Genomic DNA, 16,360 nt, shown 5'->3' on the forward strand with positions numbered 1-16,360 from the left:
GTATCCTTGGCGCCATGTACGCGCCGTATTTCGGGCTGTCGCACGAGCCGTTCTCCATCGCGCCGGACCCGCGCTACCTGTTCATGAGCGAGCGCCACCGGGAGGCGCTCGCGCACCTGCTGTATGGCCTGGGCGGGGGTGGCGGCTTCGTGCTGCTCACCGGCGAGATCGGCACCGGCAAGACCACGGTCTGCCGCTGCTTCCTGGAGCAGATTCCCGAGACCTGCAACGTCGCCTACATCTTCAATCCCAAGCTCACGGTCACCGAGCTGCTGCAGTCGATCTGCGAGGAGTTCCGGCTGCCGTTGCCGCGCCGCGAGGGCGGCGGCACGCCGACGGTCAAGGACTACCTGGATCCGCTGAACGCCTTCCTGCTGCAGGCGCACGCGCAGGGCCGCAACAGCGTGCTGATCATCGACGAGGCGCAGAACCTCTCGGAGGACGTGCTGGAGCAGCTGCGCCTGCTGACCAACCTGGAGACCAGCGAGCGCAAGCTGCTGCAGATCATCCTGATCGGCCAGCCCGAGCTGCGCGCCGTCCTCGCGCGACCCGGCCTCGAGCAGCTGGCGCAGCGCGTCATCGCGCGCTACCACCTCGATGCGCTGAGTCCCGCCGAGACCACGCAGTACGTGCGCCACCGGCTGGAGGTGGCGGGCCTCTCGCGCGCGCTGCCCTTCGAGCCGCGCGCGCTGGCCAGGGTGCACAAGCTGTCCGGCGGCGTGCCGCGCCGCATCAATCTGCTGTGCGACCGCGCGCTGCTGGGCGCCTATGCGGACAGCGCACCGGCGGTGACACCCGCGATCGTCGAGCGTGCGGCCCGCGAAGTCTTCCCGCGCGCCGAGGAAGGGCGTTCGCGGCCCGGCCTGCGGCAGGGCTGGATGCTCGGGGCAGGGGTCGTGGCGGGCGCCGCGCTTGCCATCGCCGCGACGCGGCTTCTCGCGCCCGCGGCAACGCCAGCAGCCGTGGCAGCAGCGCCGGTCGCGGTCTCCGCAGTGCCGGCGGCCGTTGCGCCCGTGCCCGCGGATGCCGCGAGCGCGCCTGCGCTCGCGGCCAGCGCGTCTGCGATGACCGCCAAGGAACCGGTCGTGGCAGCGGCGACTCCGGCCTCGGCACCGGCATCGGCCGCCGCCGCCGCGGTGCCTGCCACGTTGCTGCGGGACGAGAAGCAGGCCTGGCGCGAACTGGCGCGGGCGTGGCATGCCGATGCCGGCGAGGGCGAACCCTGCGCCGCGCTCGCGCGCCAGTCGTTGGGCTGCTTCAGCCACGTCACCACGCTGGCGCTGGTGCGCCAGCTGGATCGGCCGGGCATCGTGGTGCTGGACCGCGATCGCGGCGCGCCCTCGTACGCCGTGCTCACCGCCATCGGCGACAGGACCGCGACGCTGGCTGCCGGCGGCAGCACGCAGACCGTGACCCTCGCCGCCCTGGCCGAACGCTGGAACGGGGAGTGGGCCACGCTCTGGCGCATGCCGCCCGGCTCGCAGGATCGCGCGAGCGCGGAGCTCGCCCGCTGGGTGGACAAGCAACTGGCGGTCGCAGGCCTGTCCGAGCCGGCGACCCCGCTGCGTGTCCGGATCCGCAGTTTCCAGCTCGCCCAGGGACTGCCGGCCGACGGCGTCCTGGGCCCGATGACCCTCATGCAACTCAATCGAAGCGCCAAGGTGGACGAACCCCGCCTGCGGGCGCTGCCCTGACGATGTCCTACATCCTCGATGCCTTGCGCAAGGCCGATGCCCAGCGGCAGCGCACGCGACTGCCAGGCCTGCAGGCGCAACCCGCTTCGGCGCCCGCCGAGGCGACCGCACCGGTCTGGCGTTCACCCATCGCGTGGCTGCTGGCGGGCGGTCTGTTGGTGGCCATGCTGGTCCTAGCATGGCCCGGCTCGCAGCAGCCCACACCCGGCGTGGCGCCTGCGGTCGTCCCTTCGCCGCCCGTGACTGCGGCGACGCCGGCTCCGGCCGTGGCCTCGGAGCCGCCGGCGTCCCAGACCCCGGCGCCCGTCGTTGCCACCGCGATCGAACCTGCGCCGCCACCGCCGCGCCGCATTCCCGAGCCGGCGCAGCGCCCGGCTGCAAGGCCGGCGCCGCAGCGGGAGCCTGTGAAGACACCGGCGCAGCCCACGACTTCTTCGGCTCCGGCAGCATCGCCTGCTCCCGCAACCTCGAGCAAACCGGCAGCCGCTGAATCGAGCACGCCACCGCCCGGTGCGCCCAAGCTCGCCATCACCGGCGGCGTGTACTCGGCCGATGCCGGGCAGCGGCTGCTGATCGTCGGCGGACAGGTGTTCAACGAGGGCAGCGAAGTCGCCCCCGGCGTGCGGCTGGAACAGGTGCGGCCCGGACAGGCCGTGCTTAGCTACCAGGGCCAGCGCTTCACGGCTCGCTACTGACGTCGTCGGTGACCAGCGGCCGCTGGAACACCGACCAGTGTCCATCCCGGAACAGGTAGAGCGCCGACGACACGCGGCTGCGCGTCGACGAGGCGTAGATCGCGGTCGCGCTGAAGCTCAGGGCCGCGACCGCGTCCTCGTCTTCGGCGGGGGCATAGAGCAGGCCGCCGCGCTGCGGCACGGCCACGACGATCCCGCGCGGATGCTGCGCTTCCAGCGATTGCCAGAACGGGCGGTCGAGGAAGTAGCTGCTGTTCAGGTCGTCGGCGCGTCCGACCACCTGCATCAGGCCGCCGGGCCATGGCTTGCTGACCGGCTCGCCGTAGACGCGCCGCAGGTTCGCCACCGCGAGCTGCACGGCATGCTGCGGGTCCAGCCGCAGCCGCTCGAGGTCGTCGGGCGATGCGCTTTGCAGCTGCGTGCTGCTGTCGAACACCAGGCGGATGTGCATGTCGCCGACGTAGCGGAACCAGCTCATCTCCAGGTCCACCTCGCGGCCGTCCGGCAGTTCGGCACGCAACGTGCCATACGGTCGCAGCGTCTCCTGCGGTTCGTTGGTCCCCGCGGATTCGCGCAGCACGGCCATGAGGTTGCCGGCGTCGGTGTCGAACCGGTCTTCCTGCGCAGCCTGCGACTGCGCGTGCGCGGCTGCAGCGAAGGTGACCAGCGCCAGCGCAAGCCAGTGACGTGCATTCATCGAAGTCCCTTCGTTGTTGTCCAGCCATCGTGCAGGGCCGACGCTCACTCGGGCAATCGCTGTTACACGCGCTGTCGCTCGACGGCAGCAGCAGCGAGAAACGCAACCGGTTACTGAACTTGCCGAACAATGGATGCGTGTAAGCAAGCTCGTCCATAGCATCCAAGACTCTTCAACACCACAACGCTGAGGTATCGCGATGGCACTGCAGTCCCCCTTCTTCAACAACGGCAAGCGCGACAACGACGTGCGTCCCTCCACCCCGAACGGCGCCGCCCTGGCCGCCGCCTCGTCGACGTCGACCGCCGCCGTCGTGAACACCACCGCTGCCCCCGCGACCGAAGGCGAAGCCAAGCTGACCGTCGGCCCGAACATCAAGCTCAAGGGCGTCGAGATCACCGACTGCGACACCCTGGTGGTGGAAGGCTCGGTCGAGGCCACGATGGACTCGCGCATGATCCAGATCTCCGAGCGTGGCTCGTTCAAGGGCTCGGCCGAGATCGACGTGGCCGAGATCCGTGGCTCGTTCGACGGCAACCTCACCGTGCGCCAGAAGCTGGTGATCTACGCGACCGGCAAGGTCACCGGCCGCATCCGCTACGGCAAGGTCGTGATCGAAGAGGGCGGCCAGCTCTCCGGCGAGATCGAGTTCGGTGCCGCCGCCTCGTCCTCCGCTCCCAGCTCGAACACCCGCCCGGCGCCCGCCAAGCTGCAGGTCGCCTGAGCGCGATAGCCGGGAGCGCGAGGCGCTCCCGAGGACTGGGAGCGGCGATCTCGTACAGTCGCCCCCATGACCGATTCCCGTTCTCCCGATGGCCCGCAACTCGCGGGCCATTTGCTTGTCGAGTGCCTGGTTGCGCAGGGCGTCACGCACGCCTTCGGAGTTCCCGGCGAGAGCTACCTCTGCGTGCTGGATGGCCTGCACCGCTGGCGTGACGACATCCGCTTCATCGTCAATCGCCAGGAGGGAGGCGCTGCCTTCATGGCCGAGGCGGTGGGCAAGCTCACCGGCCGCCCCGGCGTGTGCTTCGTCACCCGCGGCCCCGGGGCCACCAATGCCTCCATCGGCGTGCACACGGCCTTCCAGGACTCCACCCCCATGGTGCTGTTCGTCGGCGACGTGGCGGCCGTGCAGCGCGACCGCGAGGCCTTCCAGGAAGTCGAGTACACGAGCTTCTTCGGCCCGAGCACCAAGGGCATGGCCAAGCGCGTCGAGCGCATCGACGATCCCGACCGCATCCCCGAGTACGTGGCGCGGGCCTTCGCCACCGCCATGAACGGCCGTCCGGGCCCGGTGGTGCTGGTCCTGCCGGAGGACATGCTGACGCGGATGACGGCGGCGCGCCCGCTGGCCCGCGTGGAACCCGCCGAGGCATGGAGCGATCCCGGATCGCTGCGTCGCCTGCGCGAGATGCTGCTTGCGGCGCAGCGGCCGATCGCGATCGTGGGCGGCGGCGGCTGGACGCCGCAGGCGGCCCAGGCGCTGCAGCGCTTCGCCGAGAACTGGAAGCTGCCGGTGGGCAATGCATTCCGGTTCCAGGACACCTTCGACAACCACCATCCGCTGTATGCCGGCGACGTCGGCATCGGCATCAATCCCAGGCTGGCCGCGCGCATCCGCGAGAGCGACCTGGTGCTGGCGATCGGGCCTCGCCTGGGCGAGATGACCACCGGCGGCTACACGCTGCTGGAGGCGCCGCGGCCGAAGCAGAAGCTGGTCCACATCCACGCCAGTGCCGAGGAACTGCACCGCGTGTACCAGGCCGACCTGGCGATCAACGCCACGATGAACGCCGCCGCACGTTCACTGGAAGTGCTGACCGCGCCGCCCGAACTGCCGTGGCAGGGCTGGGCGGCCGACGTGCACGCCGACTACGAGGCCAACCTGGTGCCGCAGAAGCTGCCCGGCGACATCGACATGCCGGCGATCGTGGCCACGCTGCAGAAGCACCTGCCGCCCGACGCGGTGGTCACCAACGGCGCCGGCAACTTTGCGAGCTGGGTGCATCGCTTCTTCCGCCATCATGGCCTCGCCAAGGGCCACAAGACGCAGCTGGCGCCCACGGTGGGCGCGATGGGCTACGGCGTCCCGGCGGGCATCGCGGCCAACCTGGTGAGCGGGCGCACCGCGTTCACGATCGCGGGCGACGGCGACTTCCTCATGAACGGCCAGGAGCTCGCGACGGCGGCGCAGTTCGGCGGCAAGAGCATCGTCGTCGTGCTGAACAACGGCATGTACGGGACCATCCGCATGCACCAGGAGCGCGAGTACCCGCAGAACGTGCACGGCACGGATCTGGCGAATCCCGACTTCGTGGGGCTCGCGCGCGCGTACGGCTATGCGGGCGTGCGCATCACGGCGACCGCGCAGTTCGAGCCCGAGCTGCTGGCCGCGCTGGAGCGCACGCAGGGCACGCTGATCGAGGTGATGCTGGACCCGGAGGTGATCTCCACCCGCGGCACGCTGGCCGCGATCCGGGAGAACGCGCTCAAGGCGCGCTGAGAGAGAACGGCCGGCACATGCCGGCTGCTGGAAAGCAAAAGGCCGGCTTGCGCCGGCCTTTTTGCTCTCGGGAGGACCCGATTACTTGACGTGCTTGCCGATCAGGCCAGCCATCTCGAACATCGAGACCTGCGACTTGCCGAAGATGTCCTTCAGCTTGGCGTCGGCATTGACCATGCGCTTGTTGGTCGAGTCCTGCAGCTTGTTCTTCTTGATGTACGCCCACAGCTTGCTCACGACCTCGGTGCGGGGCATCGGGGTGTTGCCCACCACGGCCGCGAGTTGCGGGCTGGGGGTCAGCGGCTTCATGAACGCGGCGTTGGGAGTGCGCTTCTTGGCAGGCGCCTTCTTCGCAGCGGCCTTCTTGGCCGGTGCAGCCTTCTTGGCGGCGACCTTCTTGGCCGGTGCAGCCTTCTTGGCGGCGGCCTTCTTCGCCGGTGCAGCCTTCTTGGCGACGGCCTTCTTCGCCGGAGCCTTCTTTGCGGGCGCTTTCTTCGCCGCCGCTTTTTTCGCAGTTGCCATGATTCGAATTCCTTCTAGAAGTTGACGGATCACCAATGGAAACAGCGCTTTGCCACTGGCAGAGCGGATGCTAAAGGGAAAGAAACGCGTTTCCAAGGGGAACGGCGCATTTTTGCGAGTGGCGTGTTGCTTTTTTCTATGCGGGTTTCCCAGTGAAAACGCCCTCTGCGGCACCTCCCGCATGCGCCTGCGCGGCCAGTGCGCACTTCGACGGGCTCATTGGACGCGCTCATTCGGCGGCACGCGCAGAGGCTGGCAGCGTCGCCAGGAGGACTCCGGCCAGCGCCAGCGCGAACGCGAGCGCCTGCAGTCCGCCGAAATGTTCACCGAGCACCAGCACGCCGACGACCGTGGCCGACACGGGCAGCATCACGGTGAACACGCCTGCCAGCGAAGCCGGCAGGTGGCGCAGTCCCGTCATCCATAACCAGACGCTCCAGACGCTGGCGGCCCATGCGTAGAACAGCAGCAGCAGCCAGGTGCCCGCACTGACGTCGGCGAAGTCGAAGCCCCAGGCCTGCCAGAGACCGAGCGGCGTCATCAACACGAGGCCCCAGAGGTTCACCAGCGCCGTGATGCGGCGAGGCCCCAGCACGCCGGCGAGGCGCTTGCCGATGGTGGCGTAGGCGGCCTCGCAGACCACCGCGCCGAACACGAGCAGGTTGCCGAGCAGGATGCTGCCGCTGGCTGCGCGGTCGGCCCTGCCCGTCGCGAGCAGTGCCATGCCCGCTGCGGCGCATGCGACCGCGCCCCACACGCGGGGCGCGACCCGTTCGCGCAGGAACGACCAGCTCAGCACGGCGACGACGGCCGGGATGGCGGCCATGATCACGCCGGCCGACACCGCGCTCGTCATGCTGACGCCGAACAGCATGCAGATCGAGAACAGGAAATTGCCGAGCAGCGATTCCAGAAACAGCAGGCGGTGGGTGCCCGGTGTCAGTGGTGCTTCGCGCGGCGGGCGTCGCAGCCAATGCAGCGTGGCCACGGCGCCGATCGCGAACCGCAACCAGGCGAGCAGGAACACGGGCAGTGCGGCCACCAGGGGCCGCGACAGGGCCACGTAGCTCCCCACAAGGGTCATGCTCAGGGCGAGGCAGGCACAGGCCAAGGCAGGGGAGAGAGGGCGCTGCACGCGACGGCACGGATCGGGCGGAGCGCGCATCTTGCCCGAGGCGGGTGCGCGCACGGGCGCTGCTGATTTCGTCTCAATGCAAAGGCGTTTTGCATCACGGAATTCGCCCATGCTGCGCCGCGTCATTTTTTCTCATTATGGGAGTTCAGATCCCGTATTTCGAAATGCCAAGAGTAAGTTGATGATCTTGAAGGATAAATTTTTCCTCTTGTATAAGACAGAAGAGACGCTTTAGGCTGCGTGTGCGACCTAGAGTTGATGCCACGGGTGCACCGCGCATCCACCGGTTTCCACATCGACCTAGGAGCAGCAAACCATGAGCAACTGGACCCACCTGAGCCGCGAGCAGCAGATTGCGCAACTGGAGAAAGACTGGGCGGAGAACCCGCGCTGGAAGGGCATCGAGCGCGGCTACAGCGCCGCCGACGTGGTGCGCTTGCGCGGCTCGCTGCAGATCGAGCACACGCTGGCAAGGCGCGGTGCCGAGAAGCTCTGGACCCTGATCAACACCGAGCCTTTCGTCAACACGCTGGGCGCGCTCACCGGCAACCAGGCGATGCAGCAGGTCAAGGCCGACCTGAAGGCGATCTATCTCTCCGGGTGGCAGGTCGCCGGCGATGCCAACAGCAACGGCGAGATGTACCCGGACCAATCGCTGTACTCGGTGGACTCGGTGCCCAAGGTCGTGAAGAAGATCAACGCCACCTTCCAGCGAGCCGACCAGATCCAGTGGAGCGAGGGCAAGGCCATGGGCGACGACGGCTACGTCGACTACTTCGCGCCGATCGTGGCCGACGCGGAAGCCGGTTTCGGGGGCGTGCTCAACGCCTTCGAGCTGATGAAGGCCATGATCGAGGCGGGCGCCGCCGGCGTGCACTTCGAGGATCAGCTGGCCTCGGTCAAGAAGTGCGGCCACATGGGCGGCAAGGTGCTGGTGCCCACCCGCGAGGCGGTCGCCAAGCTGGTGGCCGCGCGCCTGGCGGCCGACGTCATGGGCACGCCGACCATCCTGCTGGCCCGCACCGATGCCGAGGCCGCCGACCTGGTGACCACGGACGTCGATGCCAACGACAAGCCCTTCCTCACGGGCGAGCGCACCGTCGAAGGCTTCTTCCGCTCGCGCAAGGGGCTGGACCAGGCGGTGAGCCGCGGTCTCGCCTACGCCCAGTACGCGGACCTGATCTGGTGCGAGACCGGCACCCCGGACCTGAAGTTCGCCAAGGACTTCGCCGACGCGATCCATGCGAAGTTTCCCGGCAAGCTGCTGGCCTACAACTGCTCGCCGTCATTCAACTGGAAGAAGAACCTGGACGACGCGACCATCGCCAAGTTCCAGAAGGAACTGGGCGCGATGGGCTACAAGTTCCAGTTCATCACGCTCGCGGGCTTCCACAGCCTGAACTACTCGATGTTCGAGCTGGCGCATGGCTACGCGCGCAACAACATGAGCGCGTTCGTCGAGCTGCAGCAGAAGGAGTTCGCCGCCGCCGACAAGGGCTTCACCGCGGTGAAGCACCAGCGCGAGGTCGGCACGGGCTACTTCGACGCGGTGACGACGACCATCGAGGCCAATGCGTCCACCGCGGCCCTGAAGGGATCGACGGAGGACGAGCAGTTCTTCGACAGGAAGGTGGCCTGAACGCGGCGCTGGGTCGACCTTTCCGGCCGATCCGCCGCTATCGCGCAACGCCCGGCAGTTCCGGGTCGTTGTCCTTTGATGGGCTTGGAACTAGAGTGAGTCCACCGACCACAACGGGAGACGCCATGGATGACAGCGACAGGACCGGCTCGTTCGATACGCGCATCCTGCAGCAGGGCCGCTGTCCGGAATGCAGCGGCACGGGCGAACTGCGCATCGACAGCGAGAACATCAACGAGGACTTCGAGGTCGAGAAGCAGACCGTCATCACGCCGTGCCAGCGTTGCAACGGCTCGGGCTGGACGCCGGCGCGGTAGAATCAGCCGGTTTCCACCGACAAGGGCGAGAAAGGCAGCATCGGTTATGACACCGCGAACTACTCCGCAAGGAACGGCCCGCTAGTGGCCGGCGTAGTCGCGCGTCCCTCGATCTGACACTTTCAGGGTCCAGCAAGAGCGCGGCTACGGGCCGCGCTTTTTCGTTTGTCCCGCTGGAGTTTGGACCCATGATTTCCATCACGCTTCCCGACGGCTCGCGCCGTGAATTCCCCGCACCCGTGAAGGTGGCCGACGTGGCCGCGTCCATCGGCGCCGGGCTTGCCAAGGCTGCCCTGGCCGGCAAGGTCGACGGCAAGGTCGTCGATCTCTCGCACACGGTCGATCGCGACGCCCACGTGGCGATCGTCACGGCCAAGGACGCCGACGGCCTGGACGTGATTCGCCACTCCACGGCGCACCTGCTCGCGTACGCCGTCAAGGAGCTGTTCCCCGACGCACAGGTGACCATCGGCCCGGTGATCGAGAACGGCTTCTACTACGACTTCTCGTACAAGCGGCCGTTCACGCCCGAGGACCTGGCCGCGATCGAGAAGCGCATGGCCGAGCTGGCGGCGAAGGACGAGAAGGTCGAGCGTCGCGTGCTGCCGCGCGACGCGGCGGTCGAGTACTTCAAGGGCATCGGCGAGGCCTACAAGGCCGAGATCATCGCCAGCATCCCGCAGAACGAGGACGTCTCGCTGTACCGCGAGGGCGGGTTCGAGGACCTGTGCCGCGGCCCGCACGTGCCCAGCACGGGCAAGCTTCGTCACTTCAAGCTGATGAAGGTGGCCGGCGCCTACTGGCGTGGCGACCACCGCAACGAGATGCTGCAACGCATCTACGGCACGGCCTGGGCCAGCAAGGAAGACCTGCAGCAGTACCTCACGATGCTGGAGGAGGCCGAGAAGCGCGACCACCGCAAGCTGGGGCGCGAGCTGGACCTGTTCCACATCGACGACGTGGCGCCTGGCGTGGTGTTCTGGCATCCCAAGGGGTGGTCGATCTGGCAGGTTGTCGAGCAGTACATGCGGCAGGTCTACAAGGACACGGGTTACCAGGAGGTCAAGGGTCCGCAGATCCTGGACAAGAGCCTGTGGGAGAAGACCGGCCACTGGCAGAACTACCGCGAGAACATGTTCACGACGGAGAGCGAGAAGCGCGACTACGCCCTCAAGCCGATGAACTGTCCGGGCCACGTGCTGATCTTCAAGTCGCAGCTGCGCAGCTACAAGGACCTGCCGATCCGGTACGGCGAGTTCGGCCAGTGCCATCGCAACGAGCCCTCGGGCGCGCTGCACGGGATCATGCGCGTGCGCGGCTTCACGCAGGATGACGGTCACGCCTTCGTCACCGAGGACCACATCCTCGAGGAGTGCGTCGCCTACACGACGCAGCTGCAGAAGGTCTACAAGGATTTCGGCTTCACCGACATCCTCTACAAGGTCGCCACGCGGCCCGACAACCGGGTCGGCTCGGATGCGCTCTGGGACAAGGCCGAACATGCCTGCATGGAGGCGCTGCGGCGCTCCGGCGTCGAGTTCGTGGTGTCGCCCGGCGACGGCGCCTTCTACGGCCCGAAGATCGAATACACGCTGAAGGACGCGCTCGGCCGCCAATGGCAGTGCGGAACGATGCAGGTCGACTTCAACACGGCCGAGCGCCTGGGCGCGGAGTACGTCACGGAAACCAGCGGTCGTGCGCACCCCGTGATGCTCCATCGCGCCATCGTCGGCAGCCTCGAGCGGTTCATCGGCATGCTGGTCGAACACCACGCGGGCGCGCTGCCGGCCTGGCTCGCGCCGGTGCAGGTGGCGGTCCTCAACATCACCGACGCGCAGGCCGACTACGCCCGGCAGGTGGTCAAAGCTCTGCAAAATCAAGGGCTTAGGGTCGAGCTGGATGAGCGCAACGAGAAAATCACGTATAAAATACGGGAGCATTCGATGCAAAAGCTGCCCTACATCCTGGTCGTGGGCGACAAGGAAAGGGCGGCAGGTGCCGTCGCAGTGCGCGCCCGGGGCAACCAGGACCTCGGCGTGATGTCCCTGGAGGCGTTCTCCGCAAGGATCGCCGACGACATCGCCAGCAAGCGCTGAACTCCCCCCAGGAAGTCCGCTCGCCGCGCGCATTCGCGACGGTTTTCGCTACTGCTGAAGTAGCCCTAGATATTGAAGGATCGAGACCATCGCTACTGACTTTCGCGACCGCCGCCACCGCGAGGAACGCAAGCACCGCCTGAACCGGGAAATCATGGCCCCGGAAGTCCGACTCTCCGGCCCGGAGAACGAGCCGCTGGGCATCGTCAGCCTGCAGGAAGCCCTGCGCATGGCCGGCGAACTCGACGTCGATCTTGTCGAGATCGCCGCGACTGCGAACCCGCCCGTGTGCCGACTGATGGACTACGGCAAGTTCAAATACCAGGAACAGAAGAAGGCGGCCGAGGCGAAGTCGAAGCAGACGGTCATCGAGATCAAGGAGATCAAGTTCCGCCCGGGCACCGACGACGGTGACTACAACATCAAGATGCGCAACATCCGGCGCTTTCTTGCCGAGGGGGACAAGTGCAAGATCACGCTGCGATTCCGTGGCCGCGAGATCACGCACCAGGAGATCGGGATGGCGCTGTTGAACCGCATCCGCGACGAGCTGGGCGACACCATCCTGGTGGAGCAGTTCCCCAAGCTCGAGGGCCGGCAGATGATCATGATGATCGCGCCGAGCCGCAAGAAGCCGAGCGCCGCCCAGGCGAAGCCGGCCGCCGAGGCCGCTGGCGCGACCACGGCGTAAGAGGAGTTCTCGGTCCGTACAGGTTGGTCGCCGGTGCGGACCGGTGAGGGAAGGCTTCGGCCTTGCCTCGACAAGTGGCGAGCTAATCACTCGCCACACAAGTGGCTCGGGGCCATCAAGACGCGAAGGATTCGCGGCGCCTCACGAGCACGAGATGAAGAAGGAGGCAGTCACATGCCCAAGATGAAGACCAAGAGCGGCGCCAAGAAGCGCTTTCGCGTCCGTCCCGGCGGTACCGTCAAGCGCGGTCAGGCCTTCAAGCGTCACATCCTGACCAAGAAGTCCACCAAGAACAAGCGGCACCTGCGCGGCGCCGTGGCCGTCCATGAGACCAACATGGGTCACATGGCGCAAATGCTGCCGTTCGCCGGCATCTAACGCAGACGAAGAAGGAGAACACACATGCCTCGCGTCAAACGTGGTGTCACGGCTCGCGCCCGTCACAAGAAGGTCCTCGCCCTCGCCAAGGGCTTCCGCGGCCGCCGCGGCAACGTCTTCCGCATCGCCAAAGAAGCGGTGATGAAGGCGGGGCAGTACGCCTACCGCGACCGCCGTGCCAAGAAACGCGTCTTCCGCCAGCTCTGGATCGCCCGCATCAACGCCGCGGCGCGCTCCAACGGCCTGACCTACAGCCAGTTCGCCAACGGCATCCGCAAGGCCGGCATCGACATCGACCGCAAGGTCCTCGCCGATATCGCCGTGCACGACCCCGCGGCTTTTGCCGGCATCGTGGAGCAAGTCAAGGCCAAGCTGGCTGCTTGAGTTCACGGTGGGCGCGCCTTGCGGCGCGTCCGGTGCAACCCATTGGAACAGGGCTAGGGCTGGCAGGCACTAGCCCTGTTTTTTCGCATGAATGATCTGGACCCCATCGTCGACGCCGCGCGTCAAGCCTTCGCCGCGGCGAGCAGCCCGGCAGACCTCGAGAACGCCAAGGCGCAGTTCACCGGCAAGGCCGGCCGCATCACGGAGCTGATGAAGGGCCTGGCCGCGCTCTCCGTCGAGGAGAAGAAGAGCCGCGGCGCTGCCATCAACGTGGCCAAGCAGGCGATCGAGGCGGCGCTCGCGGCAAGGCGGCAGGCGCTGGCCGAAGCCGAACTCGAGCAGCAGCTGCATGCCGAGGCACTCGATGTCACACTGCCCGGGCGTGCCCGCGAGCCGGGCGGCCTGCATCCGGTGACGCTGACCATGGAGCGCATCGAGCTGATCTTCGCGAGCATGGGCTTCGATGTCGCCGACGGTCCCGAGATCGAGAGCGACTGGCACAGCTTCACGTCGCTGAACAACCCGCCCAACCACCCGGCGCGTTCGATGCAGGACACCTTCTACGTCGACATCCAGGGCGAGGACGGCATCCACTACAACCTGCGGCCGCACACCAGCCCGATGCAGGTGCGCTATGCCCACCAGCACATCAAGAAGTTCGCCGATGCGGTGAAGGCAGGCCAGCCGCTGCCCGAGATCCGCGTGATCGCGCCGGGCCGCACCTACCGTGTCGACAGCGACGCCACGCACTCGCCCATGTTCCATCAGTGCGAGGGCCTGTGGCTGGGCGAGAACGTGAGCTTCAAGGACCTGAAGGTCGTCTTCACCGACTTCTGCCGCACGTTCTTCGAAAGCGATGACCTGGCGTTGCGCTTCCGTCCCAGCTTCTTTCCGTTCACCGAGCCCAGCGCCGAGATCGACATCCAGTTCCAGAGCGGACCGCTCGCGGGCAAGTGGCTCGAAGTCGCGGGCTCGGGCCAGGTGCACCCGGCCGTGGTGCGCAACATGGGCCTCGATCCGGAGAAGTACATCGGCTTCGCCTTCGGCATGGGGCCCGACCGCCTGACCATGCTGCGGTACGGCGTCAACGACCTGCGCCTCTTCTTCGAGGGCGACGTCCGCTTCCTGCGCCAGTTCCGCTAACCCACGCACGCCGACACCATGCAATTTCCAGAGTCCTGGCTGCGCGAGTTCTGCAACCCGCCGCTGTCCACGCAACAGATCGCCGACACCCTCACCATGGGTGGGCTCGAAGTCGAGGACCTGCGTCCCGTCGCGCCCCCGTTCACCAAGGTGGTCGTGGGCGAGATCAAGGAGGCTGTCCAGCACCCGAACGCCGACCGCCTGCGCGTGTGCCAGGTCGACGTGGGGCAGGGCGCGCTTCTCAACATCGTCTGCGGCGCGCCCAACGCCCGCCCTGGCATCAAGGTGCCCACGGCTCTCGTCGGTGCTGAACTGCCACCTGGCGAGGACGGCAAGCCGTTCCAGATCAAGCTGGGCAAGCTGCGCGGCGTCGAGAGCCAGGGCATGCTGTGCTCAGCGCGCGAGTTGCAGCTGAGCGACGACCACGGCGGGCTGCTCGAGTTGGCGGCCGACGTGAAGGTCGGCGCGGACATTCGCGCGACCCTCCAGCTCGACGACCATGTCTTCACGCTGAAGCTCACGCCGAACCTCGCGCACGCGCTCAGCGTGTATGGCGTGGCCCGCGAACTCTCGGCACTCACCGGAACGCCATTGAAGGCGCCGACGTTCGAGCCGGTGCGTCCCACCCACGATGCAAAGCTGCCCGTCAGGGTGAGTGCTCCCGACCTGTGCGGCCGCTTTTCGGGCCGCATCGTTCGCAACGTGGACACGACGGCGAAGACGCCGCAATGGATGGTGGACCGCCTGGCGCGATGCGGCCAGCGCAGCGTCACGGCCCTGGTCGACATCTCCAACTACGTGATGTTCGAGTTCGGCCGGCCATCGCACATCTTCGACCTGGACAAGATCCACGGCGGACTGGACGTGCGCTGGGGCCGCGCCGGCGAGCAGCTGAAGCTGCTCAATGGCACCACGATCACGGTCGACGACAAGGTCGGTGTCATCGCCGACGACGTGCAGGTGGAGTCGCTCGCCGGCATCATGGGCGGCGACGCCACGGCCGTGTCGGACGCCACCCGGAATGTCTACGTCGAAGCCGCCTTCTGGTGGCCCCAGGCGGTCCAGGGCCGCTCGCGGCGCTACAACTTCTCCACGGACGCCGGCCACCGCTTCGAGCGTGGCGTCGATCCGAGCCTGACCGTCGAACACATCGAGCACATCACCCGCCTGATCGTGGACATCTGCGGCGGCGAGGCGGGTCCGATGGACGACCAGGTCGTCAAGCTGCCCGAGGCAAAACCGGTCACGCTGCGCGTCGCTCGTGCCGCCAAGGTGATCGGCATGCCGGTCACGGCGACGCAGTGTCTGCAGGCGTTCCAGCGTCTCGGCCTGCCCGCGCGTGCGCAAGGCGAGACCATCGTGGTCACGCCCCCGCCTTCGCGGTTCGATCTCGCGATCGAGGAAGACCTGGTGGAAGAGGTGGCGCGCCTGATCGGCTACCAGAACCTGCCCACCACGCCGCCGCTGGCCCCGATCACAGCCAAGCTGCCGCCCGAATCGCGCCGTTCGCGGTTCGCGTTGCGCCGCCAACTCGCCGCCCTGGGGTTCCAGGAGACGATCAATTTCAGCTTCGTCGAGGAGCGCTGGGAGCGCGAACTCGCCGGCAACGCGGATCCGATCCGGCTGCTCAACCCGATCGCCAGCCAGATGGGCGTGATGCGCTCGTCGTTGCTCGGTTCGCTGCTGCATGTACTGCGCTTCAACCTGGACCGCAAGGCAGAGCGCGTGCGCGTGTTCGAGGTCGGGCGTGTGTTCCTGCGCGATGCATCTGTTGCGACGACCGACACCAGCGTGCGCGGCGTCCGCCAGCCAATGCGGGTCGCCGGGCTGGTCTACGGAGAAGGCGACGGGTTGCAGTGGAGCCGCAAGGGCGCACCCGTCGACTTCTACGACATCAAGGGCGACGTCGAGGCCCTGTTGGCGCCCGCGCGTGCGGTGTTCGAGCGGGCCAGCCATCCGGCCATGCACCCGGGTCGCTGCGCCAGCGTGCACCTGGAGGGCCGCGCCATCGGGTTCGTCGGCGAGCTGCATCCGCGGTGGCGCCAGGCCTGGGAACTGGCGCAGGCGCCGATGCTGTTCGAGCTCGATCTCGATGCCGTGCTGTCGCGCGAGATCCCGGCATTCGAGCCGGTGCCACGCTTCCAGCCGGCCGAGCGCGATCTGGCGGTCATCGTCCCCGATCACGTCACGCATGCGCAATTGCTGGCAGCCATCCGGGCTTCGGACACCGGCGGCCTGCTGCGCGACGCATTCCTGTTCGACGTGTACAAGCCGAAGCAGGCGACGGCCGGCATGGCTGCGGGGGACAAGAGCATGGCGGTTCGCTTGACGCTCGCCGACCCCGAAGCCACACTGACCGACCCGCAGATCGAGGCGGCGGTGGCAGCCGTGGTGTCCATGCTGCAACAGCGCCTTGGCGCACGGCTGCGTGCTTGAGGAGGCCGATGCTGACAACAACAACGAAGG

15 protein-coding genes are annotated in these 16,360 nt (G+C 67.4%); 12 read left to right on the forward strand and 3 right to left on the reverse strand.

What is annotated here, in order from left to right:
* The first annotated feature begins 14 nt into the window (after positions 1-14).
* Both ACPWT1_RS14525 and ACPWT1_RS14530 read left to right on the forward strand, forming a co-directional pair.
* The gene (locus tag ACPWT1_RS14525) at positions 15-1,694 is read left to right on the forward strand and encodes an AAA family ATPase (protein ID WP_427911870.1); all 1,680 of its coding nucleotides are present in this window, start codon (positions 15-17) and stop codon (positions 1,692-1,694) included.
* 2 nt (positions 1,695-1,696) lie between these two features.
* Positions 1,697-2,389, forward strand: coding sequence for a general secretion pathway protein GspB (locus tag ACPWT1_RS14530; protein ID WP_427911871.1), 693 nt, complete (start codon positions 1,697-1,699; stop codon positions 2,387-2,389).
* Here ACPWT1_RS14530 and ACPWT1_RS14535 read toward each other — a convergent pair.
* On the reverse strand, positions 2,373-3,086 hold the full coding sequence (locus tag ACPWT1_RS14535) for a hypothetical protein (protein WP_427911872.1): 714 nt from the start codon (positions 3,084-3,086) through the stop codon (positions 2,373-2,375). The two genes, ACPWT1_RS14530 and ACPWT1_RS14535, sit on opposite strands and share 17 nt — an antisense overlap.
* A 199-nt stretch (positions 3,087-3,285) precedes the next feature.
* Between ACPWT1_RS14535 and ACPWT1_RS14540 the strand changes: the two genes are divergently transcribed.
* Positions 3,286-3,810, forward strand: a complete 525-nt coding sequence (locus tag ACPWT1_RS14540; RefSeq protein WP_427911873.1) for a bactofilin family protein — start codon at positions 3,286-3,288, stop codon at positions 3,808-3,810.
* A gap of 66 nt (positions 3,811-3,876) precedes the next feature.
* Entirely contained in the window at positions 3,877-5,589 is a 1,713-nt protein-coding gene (locus ACPWT1_RS14545) for a thiamine pyrophosphate-binding protein (protein WP_427911874.1), read from the forward strand.
* An 81-nt stretch (positions 5,590-5,670) separates the two neighbouring features.
* Here the strand turns inward: ACPWT1_RS14545 and ACPWT1_RS14550 are convergent, their stop codons facing one another.
* On the reverse strand, positions 5,671-6,111 hold the full coding sequence (locus tag ACPWT1_RS14550; RefSeq protein ID WP_427911875.1) for an SWIB/MDM2 domain-containing protein: 441 nt from the start codon (positions 6,109-6,111) through the stop codon (positions 5,671-5,673).
* Positions 6,112-6,340: 229 nt separating this feature from the next.
* Complete coding sequence (locus tag ACPWT1_RS14555; RefSeq protein ID WP_427911876.1) at positions 6,341-7,195, reverse strand: DMT family transporter; 855 nt, start codon at positions 7,193-7,195, stop codon at positions 6,341-6,343.
* Between the two features lie 385 nt (positions 7,196-7,580).
* Here ACPWT1_RS14555 and aceA point away from each other — a divergent pair, with 385 nt between their 5' ends.
* The 8 genes from aceA (at position 7,581) to pheT (ending at position 16,330) form a co-directional block, all read left to right on the forward strand.
* Positions 7,581-8,885, forward strand: coding sequence for an isocitrate lyase (gene aceA / locus ACPWT1_RS14560; protein ID WP_427915563.1), 1,305 nt, complete (start codon positions 7,581-7,583; stop codon positions 8,883-8,885).
* A 125-nt stretch (positions 8,886-9,010) separates the two neighbouring features.
* Positions 9,011-9,202, forward strand: coding sequence for a hypothetical protein (locus ACPWT1_RS14565; RefSeq protein ID WP_427911877.1), 192 nt, complete (start codon positions 9,011-9,013; stop codon positions 9,200-9,202).
* Positions 9,203-9,390: 188 nt separating this feature from the next.
* Positions 9,391-11,298 carry a threonine--tRNA ligase gene (thrS, locus tag ACPWT1_RS14570; protein ID WP_427911878.1) on the forward strand — a complete coding sequence of 636 codons (1,908 nt, stop codon included), beginning with the start codon at positions 9,391-9,393 and terminating at the stop codon, positions 11,296-11,298.
* Between the two features lie 79 nt (positions 11,299-11,377).
* On the forward strand, positions 11,378-11,989 hold the full coding sequence (infC, locus tag ACPWT1_RS14575) for a translation initiation factor IF-3 (RefSeq protein ID WP_427915564.1): 612 nt from the start codon (positions 11,378-11,380) through the stop codon (positions 11,987-11,989).
* 174 nt (positions 11,990-12,163) lie between these two features.
* Positions 12,164-12,367, forward strand: a complete 204-nt coding sequence (rpmI, locus tag ACPWT1_RS14580; protein WP_157396404.1) for a 50S ribosomal protein L35 — start codon at positions 12,164-12,166, stop codon at positions 12,365-12,367.
* A gap of 24 nt (positions 12,368-12,391) precedes the next feature.
* A complete protein-coding gene (gene rplT, locus ACPWT1_RS14585) occupies positions 12,392-12,751 on the forward strand; it encodes a 50S ribosomal protein L20 (protein ID WP_427911879.1) in 360 nt (119 codons plus the stop codon).
* Positions 12,752-12,838: 87 nt separating this feature from the next.
* The gene (pheS, locus tag ACPWT1_RS14590) at positions 12,839-13,894 is read left to right on the forward strand and encodes a phenylalanine--tRNA ligase subunit alpha (protein ID WP_427911880.1); all 1,056 of its coding nucleotides are present in this window, start codon (positions 12,839-12,841) and stop codon (positions 13,892-13,894) included.
* Between the two features lie 18 nt (positions 13,895-13,912).
* Positions 13,913-16,330, forward strand: coding sequence for a phenylalanine--tRNA ligase subunit beta (gene pheT / locus ACPWT1_RS14595; protein ID WP_427911881.1), 2,418 nt, complete (start codon positions 13,913-13,915; stop codon positions 16,328-16,330).
* Positions 16,331-16,360 lie beyond the last annotated feature (30 nt).

This window comes from Ramlibacter sp. MMS24-I3-19, assembly GCF_050320135.1.
GTDB lineage: Bacteria > Pseudomonadota > Gammaproteobacteria > Burkholderiales > Burkholderiaceae_C > Ramlibacter.

What these genes read in the sequence shown, in the direction of transcription:
- ACPWT1_RS14525 (WP_427911870.1), top strand. Translation starts at nt 15, where the DNA reads ATGTACGCGCCGTATTTCGGGCTGTCGCACGAGCCGTTCTCCATCGCG.
- ACPWT1_RS14530 (WP_427911871.1), top strand. Translation starts at nt 1,697, where the DNA reads ATGTCCTACATCCTCGATGCCTTGCGCAAGGCCGATGCCCAGCGGCAG.
- ACPWT1_RS14535 (WP_427911872.1), bottom strand. Translation starts at nt 3,086, where the DNA reads ATGAATGCACGTCACTGGCTTGCGCTGGCGCTGGTCACCTTCGCTGCA.
- ACPWT1_RS14540 (WP_427911873.1), top strand. Translation starts at nt 3,286, where the DNA reads ATGGCACTGCAGTCCCCCTTCTTCAACAACGGCAAGCGCGACAACGAC.
- ACPWT1_RS14545 (WP_427911874.1), top strand. Translation starts at nt 3,877, where the DNA reads ATGACCGATTCCCGTTCTCCCGATGGCCCGCAACTCGCGGGCCATTTG.
- ACPWT1_RS14550 (WP_427911875.1), bottom strand. Translation starts at nt 6,111, where the DNA reads ATGGCAACTGCGAAAAAAGCGGCGGCGAAGAAAGCGCCCGCAAAGAAG.
- ACPWT1_RS14555 (WP_427911876.1), bottom strand. Translation starts at nt 7,195, where the DNA reads ATGACCCTTGTGGGGAGCTACGTGGCCCTGTCGCGGCCCCTGGTGGCC.
- ACPWT1_RS14565 (WP_427911877.1), top strand. Translation starts at nt 9,011, where the DNA reads ATGGATGACAGCGACAGGACCGGCTCGTTCGATACGCGCATCCTGCAG.
- thrS (WP_427911878.1), top strand. Translation starts at nt 9,391, where the DNA reads ATGATTTCCATCACGCTTCCCGACGGCTCGCGCCGTGAATTCCCCGCA.
- rpmI (WP_157396404.1), top strand. Translation starts at nt 12,164, where the DNA reads ATGCCCAAGATGAAGACCAAGAGCGGCGCCAAGAAGCGCTTTCGCGTC.
- rplT (WP_427911879.1), top strand. Translation starts at nt 12,392, where the DNA reads ATGCCTCGCGTCAAACGTGGTGTCACGGCTCGCGCCCGTCACAAGAAG.
- pheS (WP_427911880.1), top strand. Translation starts at nt 12,839, where the DNA reads ATGAATGATCTGGACCCCATCGTCGACGCCGCGCGTCAAGCCTTCGCC.
- pheT (WP_427911881.1), top strand. Translation starts at nt 13,913, where the DNA reads ATGCAATTTCCAGAGTCCTGGCTGCGCGAGTTCTGCAACCCGCCGCTG.